The following is an 18,421-nucleotide window of genomic DNA, read 5'->3' on the forward strand; positions in this document are numbered from 1 at the left end:
TTTTTTGATCAATCTGGTGGTGCCAGAATAATAGGGGGAGCCATGGCGGTTTTTCCCCTTTGTTAAGAAATTCAATCGACTTAATTTATGTTCAGACCTTCGCATGGTTTGAGTGTTTTGCGGGCGATCCGCCTGCCTTTTAGGAGATTGAACAATGGGTAAACGAGACGATCTGATTGCAAAATATGCAGATGATTTGACCAAAAAATGTGGCATGACGCCTGATATGGACCTGCTCACTAAGGTGACCATCGGCTGTGGTCCGGCGATCTACAATGACGATGCTTCCACGGTGGCCGCGACGCAGCCGGATGAGCTTGAAACCGTTAAAAACAACTTTCTTATCAAGAAGCTTGGTCTGGCGGATGGTCCCGAGCTGATGAAGGCCATCGATTCCGTCATCGAAACCTATGGCCGTTCTGAGCGTAATAAATACCGGGCTGTGGTCTACTACATGCTGACCAAACACTTTGGTAAAGAGTCTCAGTACCGCTGACTGAAGTGGCTTTTGGAAAAACGAAAAACGCCTGCTTGGTTAAGCGGGCGTTTTGTTTTTGTATTGCTTTTGAAACACTTGGCCTTTGCCCAAAATAGGTATTTGCGGTATCAACACTCATACCGCGCCAGGATGGCCGGAACCTGATATTCGAACACGTGTGGTGAGTAGGGAGCACGTGGGGTGACGGAGGTTCTGGCCGAAGGGGTTCGGTTAGGCCTCCGTTTTTATTTGGGTTTGGATAAGGGTACGGCGCTAGAGTTTTGTTCTGTAGCCACTAAACAAAAGTTAGCACAACGCCGATAATCGTACAGCCAATGGTGGCAAATCCACCGTCGATCAAAAAAAGTGTGCGACCCCGACCTGCAAACGCATAGTTGGTTGCAATCCATGGCGTGACAAGAAACAAACCCACTCCAAAACCTGACACAAGACCGGCCCATACGGTCTCAATCCCGCTCAGGGAAAACATATGGCGCATCAGTCCCGCCACAAGAATCGCACCCAGCAAGGCAACGATGTAGGGCACAGCACCGGAATTGGGTGGGCGGCCATTTTCGTCCGCTTCAATTCCAGCAGCGTCCATCCAGGTTTTGGCAAAGGTCATGTACCAGATGGCACCAAAAATATAGGACGCCAGCCCCGCGCCAATCACGATAAGGAATTCCATCTAGCCCTCCCGAGTTGCTGGTCACCAGTATGCACAAGTGTCAGATTGATTTCTACAATCCGCCTAGTGTGCAGACGATCTGCCATTCTTCGTTTGTCACCGGCTGCACGGACAGGCGAGAGTTTTTTACCAAGACCATCTCGGTCAGGCGTGGGTCTGCCTTAATCTGATCCAAGGTAACCGGCGTGGGCACGGTTTCGACGGCCTTGATGTCCACACATTCCCAACGAGGATCGTCCGTTGTGGAATCCGGGTGTGCGGTTGCGATTACCTCAACAATGCCCACCACGGATTTCTCTTTCATCGAATGGTAAAAGAACCCACGATCCCCGATTTCCATCGCCCGCATGAAATTTCGGGCCTGATAATTACGCACGCCATCCCATTCTTCGCCAACATCCCCTTTGGCGATTTGGTCTTGCCAGCCCCAGGTGTTCGGCTCGGATTTGAACAGCCAATACGCCATCAGCCGATCACCTTGTTCCAGGCGATGATTTCGACGGACGCGAACAGGTCGGCAGCTTTGTAAGGATCATTGGCAGCCCAGGCTTCTGCGGCGGCCAAATCGGGCATCTCCAGAATGATCAGTGAGCCGCACATGTCGCCATTGTCGTCCAGAAATGGTCCAGCCATCTCGACTGCATCCGTGGACTTCAAATAGGCCACATGGGCGTCGCGATTGGCTTTGCGGATCTCAAGCGACCCGGGTTTGTCTTTGGCCATCAGGGCAAAACGCATGTCATTCTTCCTTTGGTGGGCGAGAGAGCAACATCTCCATCGCCTGTGTGATTTTCAAATTGTGATCAATCATACCAACAACCGCAGCCGTGATTGGCATGTCGATATTCATGTGCTTGGCGCGTGCCTTCACAGCGCGCGCGGTGGCGGCCCCTTCAACAGTGATCTGGGGGTCAAAAGGTTCATCGCGACCCAGAGACAAGCCAAAACGGTAATTTCGTGACTGATCTGACGTGCAGGTGAGGGTGAGATCACCAAAACCGGACAACCCGGCCAGCGTGTCAGGTCGCGCCCCAAGTGCCTGAGCCATGCGTTGAACTTCTGCGTAGCCCCGGGTCATCAAAGCGGCGCGCGCGCTTTCGCCCAGACCCGCACCCATGGCTGCTCCACAGGCAATCGCGATGACATTCTTCAAGGCCCCGCCAAGTTCGGCGCCGATGGTGTCCGTTGTGCGATATATGCGCAAATTGGGCGTTGTTAGAGCCTGTTGTAACGATTGACCAAGGCTGTCGTCGGCAATTGCCAGGGTCAATGCCGTGGGCAATCCGCGTGCAATATCCGCGGCGAAACTGGGGCCTGTCAAAATCGCAGGGGTGGCCTTTGGATCGCAGTCCCGGATAACCGCCACAGGACCAAGCTCGGTTTCCAATTCAACACCTTTGCAGCAGGCAACCAGCAAGCGGCTGTTTAGCTCGGGTGTGGATTTCAGCAGGTCGCGCATTTTTTGCATTGGTACGGCCAGCAGCATCGTGTCGGCCAATGCCTCGGATATGTTGGCCGTCACAGTTATGCTGTCAGGCAGCGCAACTCCAGGCAAGCGGGCGGTATTTTCCCGTGTATTTTGCATGTTTGCGGCATGGTTCGGATCGCGCGCCCAAAGCGAGACAGCCATGCCCGTTCGGGCCAAGGAAATCGCCAGTGCCGTTCCGAATGCCCCGGCACCGATCACGCTGATGCTCATGCTTTGGCCCCTTTTTTGCCACCGCCCAGCAAGGCAGGCGCGGTTTTGTCCAATGGCCAGCGCGGGCGGGCCATCAAGGTCATGTCATCAGAGTCGCCGGCGCGAAACCGTTCAAGGCCGGCATATGCAATCATTGCCGCATTGTCCGTGCAAAGTGCCAAAGGAGGGGCGGTGAATTTGACTTCCAGCCCGGCACAAACAGTCTCTAATTCAGCCCGAATGGCGGTATTTGCCGCCACACCGCCCGCCACTGCGAGCACGGGTGCCAAAGGTCGACCTTCCAGATAGATCGCCAAAGCCCGGCGGGTTTTTTCGGCCAACACGGCGACAACCGCTTCCTGAAATCCTGCACACAGATCGGCGCGATCCTGTTCGGTCAAACCGCCCTTTTCGGTGATGATCGCATCACGGGCGCGCAACAACGCAGTCTTGAGGCCTGAGAAAGACATGTCACAACCGGGGCGATCCAACAGAGGGCGTGGAAACCGGAACCGTTTGGCATCACCCTTTTCAGCGGCGGCCTGAACCGCTGGGCCGCCGGGTTGCGAAAGGCCAAGAAGGCGCGCGGTTTTATCAAATGCCTCGCCCGGGGCGTCGTCAATTGTGCCGCCAAGCCGAGAAAACTCCTGAGGTCCGCGTGTGATCAGGAACTGACAATGCCCGCCGGACACCAAAAGCATCAGGTACGGAAACGCCACCTGATCCGTCAGTCGAGGGGTGAGCGCATGACCCGCCAGATGATTGACCCCGACAAGCGGAATACCCAGCCCAGTGGCCAGACCCTTGGCACACATGACACCAGACAGAACGCCACCAATCAAACCGGGGCCTGCTGTGACGGCAATGGCATCGATTTGATTGAGCGAAAGACCAGATTCGGTCAAAGCTTCTTCGACACAGATGTCCAGCTTTTCTGCATGCGCTCGCGCTGCAATCTCCGGAACAACCCCACCAAATGCAGCGTGCAAATCGGCCTGACCGTGCACAATCGATGCCAGAATTTCGGGCGCATTGTCGCCGGACTGGCGAACAACTGCGGCTGCTGTATCGTCGCAGCTGCTCTCTAATCCAAGGATGGTGAGGTCTTGTGTCATGCCCATTGCCGTTGCGTGCGCCCTAATAGGCAGGTAACACCGAAAGGTGTCCGGGAACAATGCTGGCCGTGATTATGAAGCCTCAAGACCCAATAATACTTTTGACGCGGCCGTTGGAGGCTGCTGAGAAATTTACGCACCAATTGAAAGCTGCGGGCGTTCAGGCGGAGATACTTGTGTCACCGGTGCAGGGCATTGAGCCGGTAAAGTTCGAGGAACCAATCAATCTGGCTGGTGCGATCTTTACGTCTCGCAATGGGGTAGATGCAGTCATGGGTCGTGATGCGCCATGTTGGTGCGTCGGTGAGGCCACCGCAAAAGCGGCGCGCGCTAAGGGTTGGCAAGCTGTGTCAGCCGATGGCGATGCTGAAGCTGTGTTCAGGCGGATTGCAGCCGACCATCCCAAGGGTCCGCTGATTCACTTTCGGGGCGCGTATGCCCGCGGCAATCTTGCTGAACGATTGTGGGATGACGGCATCGAAACCCGGGAGATGGTTGTGTATCAACAAGTCAGCCTGCCAATGTCGGATGCCGCAAAGGCTGTGCTGATGCGGGAAAACCCTGTCATTCTTCCCCTTTTCTCGCCACGCAGTGCCGCGCAACTTGTTCAGCAAGGGCCATTTGCAGCGCCTTTATGGGTGGTCGCAATGAGCGAGGCAGTGGCCGCAAATGCGGCCGCACTTTCGCCGACAAAGTTGGAAATCTCTGTAACGCCAGACGCAAAAGGCATGGTTGCGGCGATAAAGCAGGTGGCAAAAGCAGCTTATGGCATTGAGAGTGAAGGAAACTCCACTTAGATTTGCTGTGTGCATTTGTAGAATGAAATCGGATTCGAAAAGGTGACAACGGGTGGCCAAGTCAAAAAAGACCGACAAACCGGACGACGCTCAGACCAACGAAGACACTAAGGTCGAAGAGATTATCGATGCTGAGGTGATCGAAGCGCAACCTGAAGACTCAGATCAGGACGACGCTCCATTGGCCGAGTCAGAAGACCCTGTTGGAGAGCCCGAAGATCTCGCTGCCGAAAACACTGTTGAAGAAAGCGATGCTGAGTCAGCACAATTAGATGCTCCGATCGAGGCCCCTCAGGAGAATTCCGGTTCCGGCTTTGTGCCTTTGGTTTTGGGTGGCGTTTTGGCGGCGGGTGTTGGATTTGCGGCCGCAAGTTATCTGGGATCTCAGGGTATTCTGTTTGGCCACAAAGCAAACGACTCCATTGCTGAGCTGACCGCCAAGCTGGAGGTTCAGGACGACCTGATCGTTTTGTTGAAATCCAATCAGGACAAGATTGCCGAAACCGCCAACGCAGCGCGCGATGGTGTTGCCAGCGCAGCTGAGTCCGAGGCACGCGCAGCGGCCCTGTCGGACCGGGTTGAAGATTTGGGCGCAAAGCTGGTGACGCTTGAGGGCCGGATAATCGAGGCCGAAAAACGCCCGATGACCGAAGGCGTGTCTTCCACTGCGATCGAAGCTTATGAGCGTGAAGTTGAACAACTGCGCACCCTTGTTTCTGAGCAATTGGCCGAAGCCGAAAACTTAAAAGAAAACTCGACCCGCACAGCGCAGGAAACTCTGGCTCAAGCCGCACTAACACGGGTAATTTCGGCGTTGGATTCAGGTGTGCCATATCGTGGGCCATTGACCGAACTGGCGGGTGCAACAGGTGCGTCCATTCCCGAAGCTCTTGCCGCTCATGCGGATTCTGGCGTGACAACCAACTTAGCGTTGGCAGAGGCCTTTCCGGCCTATGCACGCAGCGCGCTCGCGGATGCGCGCAAGCAGGAAAACGCGAACGGTGGCGGCGGGCTGGCGCATTTTCTGAAAACGCAACTTGGCGCGCGTTCTATTGAGCCAAAAGAAGGCGACGATGCTGATGCGATCCTTTCGCGCGCAGAAGCCGCCTTGCGTGAAGGCCGCCTTGATGGTGCGTTGTCTGAACTCTCGGCATTGCCTGAGACATCGCAAGCTGTGATGGCTGATTGGCGTACGCTGGCCGAAACTCGTGTGGCTGCTGTTCAGGCGGTCGAAACATTGGCCCAAAGCCTCAATTCAAACTGAAAGTCATTTCATGCTGTGGTCCCTGATTAAAATCCTGCTGTTTGTTGCTGCCATCGCTGGCCTGACCTATGGCGCCGGTTATCTGATGGAAAGTGAAGGCGGCGTGATGATCACCGTTGCTGGACAAGAGTTCACACTTGGCCCGCTTCTGGCGGTAATCGCGCTCGTGGCGCTGGTGGTTTTGGTTTGGGTGACACTAAGGCTGGTTTCGTTTTTGATTGCGGTGTTGAAATTTCTGAACGGGGATGAAACCGCTCTGAGCCGCTATTTCGACCGTAATCGCGAGAAAAAGGGCTATCAGGCTTTGTCAGAAGGGCTGATGGCGTTGGCATCCGGTGAAGGCCGCACTGCCTTGGAGAAAGCTCGCAAAGCGGAAAAGTTTCTTAAACAACCCGAGTTGACGAACCTGCTAACGGCCCAGGCTGCCGAGCTGGCGGGTGACAAACGCAAGGCGACAGAGGCCTACAAAACACTTTTGACCGACGACTCGACCCGCTTTGTGGGTGTGCGAGGGTTGATGAAACAAAAGCTGGAAGAAGGTCAAACGGACACCGCGCTGAAACTGGCGGAAACCGCTTTTGCTCTGAAGCCACGCCATGAAGAAACCCAAGATGTGCTGCTTGGCCTGCAGGCCGAAACCGGCGACTGGTCAGGTGCCCGCGAAACCCTGAATGCCAAACTGCGTGCGGGAAACTTGCCGCGGGATGTGCATCGCCGGCGTGATGCGGTGCTGGCTTTGTCAGAAGCCAACGACATCATGGATGACGCCAAGCCGATTGAGGCTCGCGAAGCGGCGATTGAAGCCAATCGCCTATCGCCAGATTTGATTCCAGCCGCTGTTATGGCCGCGCAGGGATACATCGCGCAAGACAAGCCCAAATATGCCACACGCGTGTTGAAAAAAGCATGGGAGGCTCAGCCACATCCTGATCTTGCAGCTGCATTTGCGGCCATTGCTCCGGATGAAACGCCTCAGGAACGTATCAAGCGTTTCAAAACCCTCACGAAAAACAATTCCGATCACGCCGAAGCAAAAATGGTGTTGGCCGAATTGAACATCGCCGCCGAAGATTTTCCCGAAGCGCGCCGCGCACTGGGCGATCTGTTCGAATCGGACCCAAGCACCCGGTCATTAACCATCATGGCGGCCATTGAACGTGGCGAAGGCTCTTCGGATGCTGTGGTCAAAGGCTGGTTGGCCAAAGCGCTAACCGCACCGCGCGGGCCAAAATGGGTTTGCAGCAGTTGTCACAACATCCATTCGGAATGGTCTCCGGTTTGCGGGAATTGTCAGAGCTTTGACACTCTGGCATGGACCGATCCACCAGCGACAGAGGGCGTCAGCCCCACCGGCGTGGAAATGTTGCCTTTGATCGTTGGTGCGATAGAGGATGACGTTTCTGAAGACGACGAACCCATCGATGTTGAATTTTCAGAAGCAGATGACACGCCAGATGATGTTGAGGCAGAAAGTACGAAAACCTGAGTGCAAACTGATATTGCCAGCAGTCTTCTTGTGAAAGACTGCCGATATTTACTAACTCAAAATCCTTTATGGCGACCCCGGCAGGATTCGAACCTGCAACCTGCCCCTTAGGAGGGAACCGTTCATAGCGTTATTCCTTCTTTGATTTCTTGCTCTTGGGTGTTTGTACAGGGTCTTCCTGTACATGGTTTGTACGAAAACGGGCCCTGATGTCGGCCTCATCGGTCTCTGCATGGGCATAGATCCGCATGGGCAGATTCGGGTCTGACCAGCGGCCAGCCTTGGCTGCGGTGACCGGGTCTACACCTTGGCGCACGACTAGCTCAGTGAAGAACCCATGCCGACCGGCGGGATGCGCTGACAGGTACGGAATGCCCGCGCGCTTGCAGATTGTCTTCCAGCGCGTGTTGTAGCCTGTCGAGCTGCCATAGCCGAAAACACGCGCCTTCATCAGTTTGCCAGTCTTGCGGTTCTTTGGGCGTTTTGGCGGCAACGCGAGCAGCTCGTCCATCATCTGAGGGGATACAGTGATCCAGCTTTCCGGATGCCCCTTCTGCGCTTTCACTCGGACTTTGTTTTCATGCGGTCGTAGGTCATCAGGCTCCAGTGATACCGCCTGATCAATCCGTGCCGCCGTTTCAAACATGAAACGGACCAGCGCGGCATTGTATGGATCAGCCGCACGGCAAAACGCCTCGATCCATTCCTTATCGGCAGGCGTGCGCTCTACACGACTAAGCTTCCCGCGCCGCTTGTCCTGAGCGATGCGCTCAAACTTGTCGTAGGGCTTCACACGAATTAGAGGCGTGCCCTCGAGCTCATGCGCGTTGTTGATCACTGCAGTCGCGGGCGTCACGATTTCACGCCACCAGGTATCGGTCGACGCTTTGGGTTTCAGCTTCGGCCCAAGGCTCTTCAATAGCGCAGCAGAAATCGTGCCTAGTGACAAGTCGCCGATTGCTTCGACGATCGGGATCAGCTGCTTCGCTGCTTTTGGGGACGCGTTGTAGAGCATAATTGCATCAGAGAACGTTTTGCTCGGTTCGTCGCCCACGACATAGCGACGGATCTGACGTTCAGTCTCATAATTTATCCAGTCCCGTGCGCCCTCTTCTGAAGATGCCTTAGTGCTTCTCCGGTATGGGCCGGCGATTGGCCTGCCGTTGTATTCGATCCACCCCTTGGCCCAGTAAACGTGGCCCCTCTTGTAAATTTGGAGCGGCATGACTGGCCTCCTTCAAAAATCGTGTCGATCTGCGCGGGCGTGATCAGCATGGTTCGCCCAAGGCGATAAAATGCGCCCGTCTCATTGGCGCGTTCACGCAAAGTGCGTTCTGAAATATCGATCCCCATCCCGGCCATAACTTCGACCCATTGCGCGGGCGTTTTCCCAAGCCCCAGGATCTGAGAGCTGTCTGAATAGTTGGTCTCTGACATTTCAGTCGTCCTTGTCCGCTTAAGTTGAATCGGCGACACGCATGGAATCGCTTGTTATGCACCTTCTGACGTGTTCAGATGAGTGAAGCCGTAAATATGCGTCATTTTGTGCTATGTTTATACAAAATTGCGCACTCGTCAATTGGGAAACTTGCATGGTGCGAGATGATGCTGAATTGTTTGCAGAGATTGGCGCTCGCCTCGCGATCTGTCGCAATGAGATAGGCGTCTCGCAGGCTGCTATGGCTGAAGCCATTGGCGTGTCGCATCGTGCCTATCACAGCTATGAAAAGGGCAAACGCGGCGTCCCGGTCGAGGCCCTCGTGAAGATGCAAAGCCGCTATGCTATTGACGTCGCCTGGCTACTACTAGGCACCAAATCCATTCGGGCGGGGCATGATTTCGAAGCGCTCAAACACATCGAAAGCTCGATGGACAAGCACCTCACCGAAGCGGGCATAAAAATCAAAAGCGAAAAGCGCGGTGCCATCGTCGCCCGTTGGTATCAATCGCATGTCGAAGGCCGTGAAGTGACGGATGACGACGTGCACACATGGATCGAGTTGGTAAGGGAGTAATCTGGTGAACAAGGCAAGCAAACGCTGGAACATGTTGCGACATTCAGTCTTGGAGCGCACCCGTCGTGAGGTGATTGAACCCTTTGGGCCGCTTTACCTGATCTTCCTGGGAACCAGTGTCTTCTACCTGATTGGCTTGGGCCGACTATCATTGGCACAACAGACCGCCGAATACTCGGTTTTGGCTGCCATCATGATTTTTGCCATCGCAGCAGCAGGCTTAGCACTTCCATTTTTGACAGGTGCGGTGCTGACCCTACGCGCGGCCGATCGAAAACTGGAACGTCTTCAACGCGGGTGATCCGATGGCCTTCGGTATCTTCATCCATCGCCGCGACTCGATCTACGACGACATCCCCTCTGAGCGGTATCAGTTTCCCAAGCAATACCTCTCGCGTGCCCAACAGTGCGAAGGGGATTGGATCGTCTACCTAGAGCCAAGCAAGGTCAAAGAGACCAAAGGCTATTTTGCTGTCGCTAAGGTCCAGGAGATCATTCCGGATCCTAGGAAACCGGACATGTTCTTGGCGGTTATCGAGCCAGGAACGTATCTTGATTTCGGCGACCCTGTTTCATTTCGAGACGAAAATTCAATCGTCGAACAAGGGTTGTTGAACGATCAAGGCAAGATATCCGGACGCGCGCAAGCCGCAGTAAGAATCCTGTCTCCTGATGACTTTGCTCGAATTGTCGAACGCGGCCTTGGACGGGATGAGGACATCCTGCCTCGCGTGGGCGACTCGATGCAGTTGCCGGGGTTTCAAGACGCGCAAACACCTTTCCAACACATGCCCGCACGGGAACGCGTCAACCAGCTGACCAATCGCGCGGTTCGCGATCGTAATTTCAGAAAGAACGTCCTGCGCGCCTACGGCGAGCGCTGCGCCATCACTGGTTTACGTCTGATCAACGGCGGTGGTCGTGCAGAGGTGGAAGCCGCTCATATCAGACCAGTGGAGCATGACGGCCCCGACATCGTTAGCAATGGGCTCGCCCTGTCGGGAACCGCGCACTGGATGTTTGATCGCGGCCTGGTTGGGTTGGCAGACGACCTGACAATTCTGGTTTCCCGTCAAAGCAACGATATCGAAGCCGTGACGTCGATGATCAACTCGTCCGGCAAGATCATGGTGCCGGTCCGCCTCGCTAATCGACCAAGGGCAGAATTTGTCACTTGGCACCGAGAGAATTGCTTCAAGCACTAACCACTCAGTGCGGACATTGGCGCAAAACGCAGCTAACGGCCGGAAAGAGCCGATTTCGTTGAAAAAGTCGTTGGTTTTGACGTTGCGCGTTGAGCTACTGCGCTGATTTTATTGAACGACCGGTGTTGGGTCCTGTTCTTAGCCTGTGGCGGGCATCATTGGCTTGAGTTTTGCCAGTTTCCGGAGGTTTTGGGCGGTTGCTGCGAGTGTAAATTCATCTTGGACACCACACGGCCCTCGCAATCGAAGCCTGCCCAGACCAAGGATGCGTTTGAGGTGTGCAAAGAGCATCTCAACTTTCTTTCGTCGCGCCTGAGCCTTCGGATTGAACTCCGAGGCGGTGCATTCCCGAGCAAAGTCTCTGACGACTTCATACTTCTCGCGGCGGATACGACGGGTGTCTGTGTTGGGGCAGCATTTGGCTTTTGATGGGCAGTTCAGGCAATCTGATTTGAGAGCGCCGTAGTTCTTCGCTTTCATGCCTGGAGCATTTCGGGCGGGGTCCGAGTAGTTCCGCCGGGTATGACGAAGTTCTTTGCCTTCCGGGCAGATGTACTGGTCATTGTCATCGTCCCAGGTGAAGTCGGATCGTGACCAAGTGCCATCCTTGCGCTTTGAATGGTCAACGACAGGGATGAACGGGAGGATCTTCCGCTTGAGAGTCAACCAAACCAAATTGTCGGATGAGCCATATGCAGTGTCAGCCGCCACCCAATGGGGTTTGATGCCGAAGCGGTCTTCGGTGCGATCAATCATCTTGCGCATCGCGCCCACTTCGGCCTGTCGGATCGACCGTGATGCATCCACATCCATGATGATACCGTGGTCCGTGTCGATGAGATAATTGTCAGAATAAGCAAAGAATGCGGGCCCTTTGCGCGCCGCAGTCCATTGGCTGGCCGGATCGGCATGGGCAGTAAACTTGGGTATGACCTCGCTAGCTGCACCAAAAGCCTCATCATCCAGAACGTCGAAATACTCGCGCACCGCGCGTGGCGCTTCATCAGGGTCAGCATCGCGGGCCGCCCAGTCGTCGGGGTTGCTGGAGTTCTGTTTCTGAACATCAGCGCTGATCAAGCTGGCATCCACTGCAAAACCCTGACCGCTGACCAGTCCCTCTTCCATGCAGCGCGCCACTGTCATCTCGAACACATAACGCAACAGATCGCTCTCGCGAAAACGACCGTGGCGGTTCTTTGAAAACGTCGAGTGATCCGGAATACGGTCGGTCAGATCAAGGCGGCAGAACCAGCGATACGCAAGGTTCAGATGAACCTCTTCGCACAGACGACGCTCAGAACGGATACCAAAGCAATAGCCAACGAGAAGCATCCGGATCAGTAGCTCAGGGTCGATAGATGGACGACCTGTGTGGCTGTAGAAATCAGCAAGGTGAACTCGAATGCTGCTCAAATCGACAAACCGATCAATCGACCGCAGCAAGTGGTCTTGTGGGACGTGATCTTCCAGAGAGAACTCGTAGAAAAGCGCCGCCTGTGCCTCCTGCTTTGGTCCCATCATCGCCAATTCCTCCAATCAATAAAGGAATTGAATCAGCGACCAGCCCTTTGATCAAGGAATAGTTTTTCAACAAAATCAGCCCATTCTGTGAGTCCGATTTCCCCCTGCCTGCGCTCGCAGCGTAGAAAATGCTGCGTCAGCGTAAAATTGGGTGCTCCCGCGCAGCGTGAAAACCAGCCATTCGCGCAGCGTGCAGCAAGGATCAGAGGTCGAATTCACAGACTGCGGACTTTCCGGACCTTAGTCGAAATTGACAGAACAGCCGCTGTCGGCCCATTGCAGCCACTCATCTCTCTAACTGATGAAGCAGCGCATCCTTCTGAAAATGCCAGTAAGAGAGTTATAAAATAGGCTCCAAGACCCAACATCCCACGTTGTTGCGTCGCTTTGGACTCAATTTTCCCGACGCCAGTGTGGGTCGAGAGCAAGCAGGTTTTTCATTGTTCCCGCGCCGTGGGCCGCGCCGTAGAGAACAATGACACTACTCTGTGCTTCATTGATCACCCTCGCTAAGTGCCCGTTTCTCTGATCGATTGTGACACTCGTAAGTTGCGTGACATCCGCAGTTGGCATGACGAACTCCTCAATTGGTGTGGTGAGGTTCTCGTCACTGATGTCAAGCGGACCAACCAAATTCTCATAGGCATCTGCCAACTCTGCCGGAGACAGATCGACGTTGACGTCTCTGCCACCCGGAAAACCCAAGAACATCGCGTTATCCTGCCCTATAAAGTCGTCAGATGCATTCTGCGCATAAAAAGCCGGTGTAGGAATGAGACCATACATAGCCCTGATCCTACGCTTGTCTGCGAGGGTCGCTGCTTCGAAGTCGATGAACTCATAGAAAAGGTCGCTACCCTGCGCTTTAAGACGCTTTACCTCGCCAGCCACCGCCTCATAAAACGCTGGCTCGGCTTGGTGAATCATAGGAATGAAATAGAGAAACCGAGTTCCGTTCGAGAACGTGAACACTCTGGCGCTGGAGGCAGTGCCGTCTATGTAGAACTGGCCTTCGGTCAACGCCTCGATTTCGCCTCCGGGCCCTTCTTGCACACCCCCCACAGTGAGGTGACCTGACGCGTTTGCGCAAACCGCCGCCAAAATGACTGCGATGCCGACGGCCAGTCGTAGTCGAAGAGACTTCATGTGAAACCTTTCACGTCTTTGTCCAAAGCTTGGCTGTTGTGCGAAACAGCGAGACCCGACTGGCCCATCATCGACGGAACTTGACCAGCAGAGAAGCTAATAGCAATACAATCCCCAATGCAGCCAGAATGAACGTCAGAGGGAGGAAAAAGCTTTCCTGAAGGATACCGTTTGCGTCGATATCCCCATAAAACGCTGTCTCGGCCAGCCATGATAGCCCGGCGAGAATAAAAGCCACAAAGCCGATGGAACGAAGTTTAGATTTCATGACAATTTTTCCATTTTGGATCAGAACCGGGTGCTAGACACCCAAACAAGTGGCGTATCTCTGAATCAGTTTGAGTCCGGAGAGAGCAGTGTTTTCAGTTTTTCGGCCTGTCCATCAGACAATGCCAAGATGAAGCTCGTGCCCTGGATCGCGCTGGCAATTTGCACAGAGTTGACCAATTGGCCACCAATACGAATGTCCATATTCTTACCAATTGATTGCTCTGTGAAGGCAGCCAGAGGGTTTGCGATCTCAGATGTCAACTCAAGTCGAACCTGCGACTGCCCATCCTCCCCGTGTTGAATCTCTAGTTCGATCACATCATTTTGAGTGATCCTGATCGGTCCCAGCCAAAGCGCTGCGTTTTGCTGTTCAACGACGCAAATAGGGTGCTGCCCGGGATTTTGCCCCCCGCCAAGATCAAGGCACACATCATTATATTGTGCCTTCTGAAAATTGAGTCCAGCCCAGAACGACATAGCTGCAATCACTATGACTGCCGCGACGATCAATAAATTATTCTTTGTCATTCGCAGTCCTTCAAACAAGTTCTCAGTTGCCCAAAAGTCAATTAATGTTCGCCACTTTGTAGGTACGTATTGCTGCAAGGTTCTGTAACATTAGCTAAGGCGCACGTCATAGTCACGCAAACTTGCCTGAGGGCCGGATGCTTCAGTCAAACCCTCAGTAATTAGGTGCTGAAGCCTGCCGGACAGAAACACATCACCCAACAAGTTGTTTTCATCGCAACGCCCCATCGCCGTTCCGACAACACGTGCAGCAGAAACCCAGTCTTTTGAACAGCAGGCCAACAGCAGGCTATCATAGTAATCAGCGGGAACATCGAAGATCTTGCCTGCTTCCCATTTGCGCAGTGTTGCTCCGCTGTCTCGCTGATGCAGAAAATCAGAAGACAGAGCTGCTCTTGTCATAGAGTCTATCGCGTCTCGTTGATCAAAAAGGCTCGCCAATAGAGCCGGAGTTTGTGCGCCGATATAGGGCAGTGACTTTAGACCCGTCTTGCCAACGCGCGTCACTGGCCCTCTGAAATCGCGCAGGCTATGACAAGCCATCTCCATGAACGTTCGTTCCGACGCATTTTCGCCCGCCCATATGCAAACTTCCGGCGAGAGATCCTGCGCTAAATGGACTGATGGGATATCAAAATCGGCCAATGAAGGAACCGGATCTTCAGGCAGCTGACCATAGTTTTGGTAAAGCGCTCTGAAATATGCTGCTCGAGCTTGCTTGTCGTTCAACGGGCCGTGGCTCAGATCATCATCGAACACATGCACGTGCCCTGTCAGGCCGTAAGTTGCAACTGCCGCGCGTAGACACCCTCCGGCACTTCCTCCCAAAACCAGATGTAGGTATGCGGGCTGTGACATTGGTAACCTTTGGCTTAAGAGCGCGATTTGTGTTGTCAGGGGGCACGCTGCTTGCAGTAAATCACTTTCCGCGCGGTTTCCCAGTCTGAATTTTCCCATTTGCATAAAATTCTTGCAACGCCTCTGTTTTTCGTAAACATTTCAGAGCGTAAAATATGACGGCGAGAGCAAAACGAGGGGTTTTACAATGGGTTTCACGCAATCAGTCAAGACCTGTCTGTCCAAGTACGTCGTGTTTTCGGGCCGCGCGCAGAGATCAGAGTATTGGTGGTTTGTTCTGTTCGTCGTCCTGGTCAGCGTCGGGTTGGCGGTACTCAGTTCGGTCCTTTTTGACACTGATCCGGAAACAGGACAGGGATCGAACTTGTTGAACTCAGTTTTCCAACTGGCGATGCTGCTTCCGATGCTCGCCGCGGGGTGGCGTCGATTACATGATACAGGTCGTCCTGGATGGTATCTTCTCCTTCCAATGGCCTTCAGTATCGCAACGATGTTCATGCTGCTGACCGGGGTTGCAGTTTTTTCAGCGCTCGAAACTGGCGTTGAAGACCCTGAGACTTTGAGAGGACCAGCAGCCTTTCTTGGTGCAACCGGTTTGATGGTCATGTACGCGATTCAACTTGGCCTTTCGGTCTTGATGATTTGGTGGCTTTCTCGACCTTCGCAAGAGGGCACGAATGCTTATGGAGCACAGTCGTAAGCGGGTGATCAATCGCCTTTACCTCTACACCGCATGACGGTTATCACCCCAGAAATCGGGGATTTTTAGGAGTTGAGAATGAAGAACACTTTCCTTTCTGGGTGTCTACTGTTTTGCATATCCGCTGCACCTGCATTTGCTGAATGGGGATTTAGCGGTGGCCAGACCCCAAATGCGTTTATTCAGACAGGCGACATGACGCTGGAATTGCAATGTGACCGTTTGCGCTTTGCACCTGCCGGGTATCCCGACAGCGAAGATATCGTCGGGAAGCAAAGCCTTTCAATTCGGTTTATGAAAAATGGCTCGACAGAAGTCGGATCTTTCCAAGCGGGTCAAGAGAACGCCACCCTGCGGATTGTCGATAACTATCCTGTTGAAGTTGTGTTCCAAGACTCAGCTGACTACCAGTTCATTCTGGATCAGATTGCAGCCAACGCCATCCTCAATCTATCCATGGCGGATCAAGATGTGAGCTATGGGCTTTTTGACCTTAAAGGGTCGGGCAAGGCTATTAGATCACTGCGATCCTCTTGCGGTTCTACACCGCAAGCAGGCAACAGCAACATGGAGGCCCCAGAGGGGGTGGTGTACTGCGGCGGTGGTCAGGTTAAACGTCAGATCGAATACCTGATCCTTGATAAAGCACAGGGCGAATGGGACGCTATCGTGACAGTCAACGGCGAGACCATGCGTGCAATGACGGCCTACAGTTACTTTGGTAATGCTCAGCCGCCACAGGGTTTTGTGGTCGCGTTGTTGGGAGAGGACCAGTCTGAATTTCTCGTCTTCAAAGATGGCAATAACAACTGGATCGAATACGGAGACTACCAATACAACCAATGCAATTGACTAAGGTGTCTCGGCGGCCTGCTGTTTCAAATTTGGCAAGTCGCATCGCTTTCGTCGCCGATCTAACACGTTCTACCAAAATGACTTCGTAAAACACAGAAAAGGAATAAACATGAACACAACACTTAAACTGGCGTCTTGTGTGATCTTTGGCACTCTATTGTCAGCGTGCGTGGAAGACACTGGCTCTGCGACGTTGTCGCCTACTCCAGCAGACCAGGCTTGTCTAAATGCGGTTGCACAGTCGACTGGCAATAGCGAAGTCCGGCTTTTGTCATCTGAGTTTTCTGAAGCGGGGACTTTAGTTACAGTTGGTGTTGGCCCAGATGCAGCGCCTTGGGAGTGCATTGCCTATAGCGACGGAACGACCGCCGGTATCACGTCTTTGACAAACGAGGGCTCTGCGTAAAAGGCTGGACGGTTTGGGGCAATGCGCCTGACCCGTCCTTCGCACTAGATCGGCAAGTTACTGATTAAGGGTTCGGGCAAGTGAACGTCCTGCGTTCCGATTAATGTCTCTGGCTTTGGAATAGAGACACATTTCTCCAAATTCAACGAGCGAAAGATCAAGGAAAGAAGAATGATCTTCGCTTCCATTGCCATCTGTGTTCCACCAAGAACCGAACGCCATGTATGCTCAAAGTAATGTGCAACACGAAAAACTGTTCGCAGCTACTGCGAATTGACACCTCATCAAGACAGGTAGACATTTGACTGAACAGGAATGGCCTCTTCCCCAGATTGTTTGAGTAACCCGAGACTGTTGAGGAGACGACCATGCGCCGCTTGCTATTTGCCATACTTCTATTTGTGTCTTCGGCAACGATTGCTTTGGCGCAAGCCTCAGATGTCATTAACCCACAGGAAATTCTGACCCAACGCGCCGAAGAAGCGCTGAAAACTGGGCGAGCCTCGGCTGAAGCTCTTAGCGTGCTGCGGAACGATTTGGACGACCTCCGGCAACAGATGTTTGACATTGTTGATGCCGGGAGCATTGAAGCCAGAGTGATCGAGGTGCAGCTGTCAGCACTGGGACCAGCTCCAGATGATGGGAGCGTGGAAACCGAAGGATTGGCCCAAAAGAGAAAAACGCTTGCAGAGCAACTCAAGCAGGCAACCCAACCGATCCGCGAGGCGCAAGCCCGCCTTAGTCAGGTAGAGCTGCTCATCCACGAGGTGGACCAGTTGATAAGGGAAAAAGACCGGAATAGGCTTTTTCAACGTTTCCCAAGCGTTTTTTGGCCTAGCACCATTGTGAAAGGCATCGGCGAGATCGAGAGCTACGGTGCTGGCGCTGGCATCGAGTTGACCGAAGCAATGGGTCGCAAGGAATTCAAGAACGCCCGACTGGAACGCCTATTTCTTGCTGGATTCCTTGGTGTTTTGGGTCTGTTTTTGATCTTTTATGTACGATCATTGGTTGGGCGTTTCTTTGACAAAAAGTTCGAAGGCAGTTCTGGTCCATTACGTTTCTTTTGGGTTTTAATGTCGAGCATTGCACGCCTGATTGTTCCACTAGTCGGGATTGTCGCAATTGCAGGCATCTTGCCTGTGCTTGGCGTTAAGGCGTCGGCAGCAAACTTCGCCGGCCAACTTGTATTGCAGATTCTATCCCTACTCGTGTTTTCCAACTGGCTTGGGCACACATTGTTTTCACCTTTCGCCCCAAGCAGGCGATTGGTTCGGATGGATAATGAAAAGGCGCTAACGGGTTTACGGTTGTGCCAGGCGCTGGGTTTTGTCGAAGGGATCGAACGGTTCTCGGAAACATTGGGTTCGGTTTCATTTCGCAGCCCCGAAACAGTCTCGGTTGTTGCCGC

At 53.6% G+C, this 18,421-nt stretch carries 22 protein-coding genes; 11 read left to right on the forward strand and 11 right to left on the reverse strand.

Annotation, left to right across the window (positions count from 1 at the left end):
* Positions 1–154: 154 nt before the first annotated feature.
* Positions 155–496 (forward strand): DUF2853 family protein, encoded by a 342-nt coding sequence (locus tag BUC32_RS13085; RefSeq protein WP_073253542.1) that lies wholly within the window; start codon positions 155–157, stop codon positions 494–496.
* Between the two features lie 277 nt (positions 497–773).
* Here BUC32_RS13085 and BUC32_RS13090 read toward each other — a convergent pair whose 3' ends face one another.
* From BUC32_RS13090 to tsaD, 5 genes are read right to left on the reverse strand one after another with little or no spacing between them, the layout of a single operon-like run.
* On the reverse strand, positions 774–1,166 hold the full coding sequence (locus BUC32_RS13090; RefSeq protein WP_073253544.1) for a DUF1761 domain-containing protein: 393 nt from the start codon (positions 1,164–1,166) through the stop codon (positions 774–776).
* Positions 1,167–1,218: 52 nt separating this feature from the next.
* On the reverse strand, positions 1,219–1,632 hold the full coding sequence (locus BUC32_RS13095; RefSeq protein WP_073253546.1) for an EVE domain-containing protein: 414 nt from the start codon (positions 1,630–1,632) through the stop codon (positions 1,219–1,221).
* Positions 1,632–1,904: a YciI family protein gene (locus BUC32_RS13100; protein ID WP_073253549.1), complete on the reverse strand. Its 273-nt coding sequence runs from the start codon at positions 1,902–1,904 to the stop codon at positions 1,632–1,634. The genes BUC32_RS13095 and BUC32_RS13100 overlap by 1 nt, the downstream gene beginning before the upstream one ends.
* 1 nt (position 1,905) lies before the next feature.
* Complete coding sequence (locus BUC32_RS13105) at positions 1,906–2,865, reverse strand: NAD(P)H-dependent glycerol-3-phosphate dehydrogenase (RefSeq protein WP_073253552.1); 960 nt, start codon at positions 2,863–2,865, stop codon at positions 1,906–1,908.
* Positions 2,862–3,959 carry a tRNA (adenosine(37)-N6)-threonylcarbamoyltransferase complex transferase subunit TsaD gene (gene tsaD, locus BUC32_RS13110; protein WP_073253613.1) on the reverse strand — a complete coding sequence of 366 codons (1,098 nt, stop codon included), beginning with the start codon at positions 3,957–3,959 and terminating at the stop codon, positions 2,862–2,864. The genes BUC32_RS13105 and tsaD overlap by 4 nt, the downstream gene beginning before the upstream one ends.
* A gap of 59 nt (positions 3,960–4,018) precedes the next feature.
* On the opposite strand from tsaD, the gene BUC32_RS13115 reads away from it, so the two are divergent.
* Genes BUC32_RS13115 through BUC32_RS13125 form a run of 3 tightly spaced genes read left to right on the forward strand, consistent with a single transcriptional unit; the run spans position 4,019 to position 7,506 of the window.
* Positions 4,019–4,756 carry a uroporphyrinogen-III synthase gene (locus BUC32_RS13115; RefSeq protein WP_083599327.1) on the forward strand — a complete coding sequence of 246 codons (738 nt, stop codon included), beginning with the start codon at positions 4,019–4,021 and terminating at the stop codon, positions 4,754–4,756.
* Between the two features lie 52 nt (positions 4,757–4,808).
* The gene (locus tag BUC32_RS13120) at positions 4,809–6,020 is read left to right on the forward strand and encodes a COG4223 family protein (RefSeq protein WP_073253555.1); all 1,212 of its coding nucleotides are present in this window, start codon (positions 4,809–4,811) and stop codon (positions 6,018–6,020) included.
* A gap of 10 nt (positions 6,021–6,030) precedes the next feature.
* The gene (locus BUC32_RS13125) at positions 6,031–7,506 is read left to right on the forward strand and encodes a heme biosynthesis protein HemY (protein WP_073253558.1); all 1,476 of its coding nucleotides are present in this window, start codon (positions 6,031–6,033) and stop codon (positions 7,504–7,506) included.
* Positions 7,507–7,636: 130 nt separating this feature from the next.
* Here BUC32_RS13125 and BUC32_RS13130 read toward each other — a convergent pair whose 3' ends face one another.
* Positions 7,637–8,731, reverse strand: coding sequence for a tyrosine-type recombinase/integrase (locus BUC32_RS13130; protein ID WP_073253561.1), 1,095 nt, complete (start codon positions 8,729–8,731; stop codon positions 7,637–7,639).
* Positions 8,732–9,098: 367 nt separating this feature from the next.
* Between BUC32_RS13130 and BUC32_RS13135 the strand changes: the two genes are divergently transcribed.
* Genes BUC32_RS13135 through BUC32_RS13145 form a run of 3 tightly spaced genes read left to right on the forward strand, consistent with a single transcriptional unit; the run spans position 9,099 to position 10,726 of the window.
* The gene (locus BUC32_RS13135; RefSeq protein ID WP_073253564.1) at positions 9,099–9,521 is read left to right on the forward strand and encodes a helix-turn-helix domain-containing protein; all 423 of its coding nucleotides are present in this window, start codon (positions 9,099–9,101) and stop codon (positions 9,519–9,521) included.
* Between the two features lie 4 nt (positions 9,522–9,525).
* A complete protein-coding gene (locus tag BUC32_RS13140; RefSeq protein ID WP_073253567.1) occupies positions 9,526–9,822 on the forward strand; it encodes a hypothetical protein in 297 nt (98 codons plus the stop codon).
* A 4-nt stretch (positions 9,823–9,826) separates the two neighbouring features.
* Positions 9,827–10,726 (forward strand): HNH endonuclease, encoded by a 900-nt coding sequence (locus BUC32_RS13145; RefSeq protein ID WP_073253570.1) that lies wholly within the window; start codon positions 9,827–9,829, stop codon positions 10,724–10,726.
* A gap of 138 nt (positions 10,727–10,864) precedes the next feature.
* Here the strand turns inward: BUC32_RS13145 and BUC32_RS13150 are convergent, their stop codons facing one another.
* The 5 genes from BUC32_RS13150 to BUC32_RS13170 all read right to left on the reverse strand — a co-directional run bounded on the left by BUC32_RS13150 (position 10,865) and on the right by BUC32_RS13170 (position 15,154).
* Positions 10,865–12,247, reverse strand: coding sequence for an IS5/IS1182 family transposase (locus BUC32_RS13150; protein WP_073253572.1), 1,383 nt, complete (start codon positions 12,245–12,247; stop codon positions 10,865–10,867).
* A gap of 393 nt (positions 12,248–12,640) precedes the next feature.
* Positions 12,641–13,393, reverse strand: coding sequence for a hypothetical protein (locus tag BUC32_RS13155; RefSeq protein ID WP_073253575.1), 753 nt, complete (start codon positions 13,391–13,393; stop codon positions 12,641–12,643).
* 67 nt (positions 13,394–13,460) lie between these two features.
* The gene (locus BUC32_RS13160; RefSeq protein WP_073253578.1) at positions 13,461–13,661 is read right to left on the reverse strand and encodes a DUF3955 domain-containing protein; all 201 of its coding nucleotides are present in this window, start codon (positions 13,659–13,661) and stop codon (positions 13,461–13,463) included.
* A 65-nt stretch (positions 13,662–13,726) separates the two neighbouring features.
* Positions 13,727–14,191 carry a SecDF P1 head subdomain-containing protein gene (locus tag BUC32_RS13165; RefSeq protein WP_073253581.1) on the reverse strand — a complete coding sequence of 155 codons (465 nt, stop codon included), beginning with the start codon at positions 14,189–14,191 and terminating at the stop codon, positions 13,727–13,729.
* A gap of 90 nt (positions 14,192–14,281) precedes the next feature.
* Entirely contained in the window at positions 14,282–15,154 is an 873-nt protein-coding gene (locus tag BUC32_RS13170) for a DUF1835 domain-containing protein (RefSeq protein WP_083599328.1), read from the reverse strand.
* Positions 15,155–15,236: 82 nt separating this feature from the next.
* Here BUC32_RS13170 and BUC32_RS13175 point away from each other — a divergent pair, with 82 nt between their 5' ends.
* From BUC32_RS13175 to BUC32_RS13190, 4 genes are all read left to right on the forward strand, one after another.
* Entirely contained in the window at positions 15,237–15,749 is a 513-nt protein-coding gene (locus BUC32_RS13175) for a DUF805 domain-containing protein (RefSeq protein WP_073253587.1), read from the forward strand.
* A 78-nt stretch (positions 15,750–15,827) separates the two neighbouring features.
* The gene (locus BUC32_RS13180; protein ID WP_073253590.1) at positions 15,828–16,601 is read left to right on the forward strand and encodes a hypothetical protein; all 774 of its coding nucleotides are present in this window, start codon (positions 15,828–15,830) and stop codon (positions 16,599–16,601) included.
* A gap of 112 nt (positions 16,602–16,713) precedes the next feature.
* Entirely contained in the window at positions 16,714–17,010 is a 297-nt protein-coding gene (locus tag BUC32_RS13185; RefSeq protein WP_073253593.1) for a hypothetical protein, read from the forward strand.
* A gap of 368 nt (positions 17,011–17,378) precedes the next feature.
* Positions 17,379–18,421: hypothetical protein (locus tag BUC32_RS13190; protein ID WP_139280726.1), on the forward strand; the 1,043-nt coding region annotated here is incomplete at its 3' end.

This window comes from Shimia gijangensis (assembly GCF_900142085.1).
In the GTDB taxonomy this organism is placed as follows: domain Bacteria; phylum Pseudomonadota; class Alphaproteobacteria; order Rhodobacterales; family Rhodobacteraceae; genus Shimia; species Shimia gijangensis.

What these genes read in the sequence shown, in the direction of transcription:
- BUC32_RS13115 (WP_083599327.1), top strand. Translation starts at nt 4,019, where the DNA reads ATGCTGGCCGTGATTATGAAGCCTCAAGACCCAATAATACTTTTGACG.
- BUC32_RS13105 (WP_073253552.1), bottom strand. Translation starts at nt 2,865, where the DNA reads ATGAGCATCAGCGTGATCGGTGCCGGGGCATTCGGAACGGCACTGGCG.
- tsaD (WP_073253613.1), bottom strand. Translation starts at nt 3,959, where the DNA reads ATGACACAAGACCTCACCATCCTTGGATTAGAGAGCAGCTGCGACGAT.
- BUC32_RS13155 (WP_073253575.1), bottom strand. Translation starts at nt 13,393, where the DNA reads ATGAAGTCTCTTCGACTACGACTGGCCGTCGGCATCGCAGTCATTTTG.
- BUC32_RS13185 (WP_073253593.1), top strand. Translation starts at nt 16,714, where the DNA reads ATGAACACAACACTTAAACTGGCGTCTTGTGTGATCTTTGGCACTCTA.
- BUC32_RS13095 (WP_073253546.1), bottom strand. Translation starts at nt 1,632, where the DNA reads ATGGCGTATTGGCTGTTCAAATCCGAGCCGAACACCTGGGGCTGGCAA.
- BUC32_RS13145 (WP_073253570.1), top strand. Translation starts at nt 9,827, where the DNA reads ATGGCCTTCGGTATCTTCATCCATCGCCGCGACTCGATCTACGACGAC.
- BUC32_RS13125 (WP_073253558.1), top strand. Translation starts at nt 6,031, where the DNA reads ATGCTGTGGTCCCTGATTAAAATCCTGCTGTTTGTTGCTGCCATCGCT.
- BUC32_RS13170 (WP_083599328.1), bottom strand. Translation starts at nt 15,154, where the DNA reads ATGCAAATGGGAAAATTCAGACTGGGAAACCGCGCGGAAAGTGATTTA.
- BUC32_RS13130 (WP_073253561.1), bottom strand. Translation starts at nt 8,731, where the DNA reads ATGCCGCTCCAAATTTACAAGAGGGGCCACGTTTACTGGGCCAAGGGG.
- BUC32_RS13165 (WP_073253581.1), bottom strand. Translation starts at nt 14,191, where the DNA reads ATGACAAAGAATAATTTATTGATCGTCGCGGCAGTCATAGTGATTGCA.
- BUC32_RS13150 (WP_073253572.1), bottom strand. Translation starts at nt 12,247, where the DNA reads ATGATGGGACCAAAGCAGGAGGCACAGGCGGCGCTTTTCTACGAGTTC.
- BUC32_RS13175 (WP_073253587.1), top strand. Translation starts at nt 15,237, where the DNA reads ATGGGTTTCACGCAATCAGTCAAGACCTGTCTGTCCAAGTACGTCGTG.
- BUC32_RS13090 (WP_073253544.1), bottom strand. Translation starts at nt 1,166, where the DNA reads ATGGAATTCCTTATCGTGATTGGCGCGGGGCTGGCGTCCTATATTTTT.
- BUC32_RS13135 (WP_073253564.1), top strand. Translation starts at nt 9,099, where the DNA reads ATGGTGCGAGATGATGCTGAATTGTTTGCAGAGATTGGCGCTCGCCTC.
- BUC32_RS13180 (WP_073253590.1), top strand. Translation starts at nt 15,828, where the DNA reads ATGAAGAACACTTTCCTTTCTGGGTGTCTACTGTTTTGCATATCCGCT.
- BUC32_RS13160 (WP_073253578.1), bottom strand. Translation starts at nt 13,661, where the DNA reads ATGAAATCTAAACTTCGTTCCATCGGCTTTGTGGCTTTTATTCTCGCC.
- BUC32_RS13085 (WP_073253542.1), top strand. Translation starts at nt 155, where the DNA reads ATGGGTAAACGAGACGATCTGATTGCAAAATATGCAGATGATTTGACC.
- BUC32_RS13100 (WP_073253549.1), bottom strand. Translation starts at nt 1,904, where the DNA reads ATGCGTTTTGCCCTGATGGCCAAAGACAAACCCGGGTCGCTTGAGATC.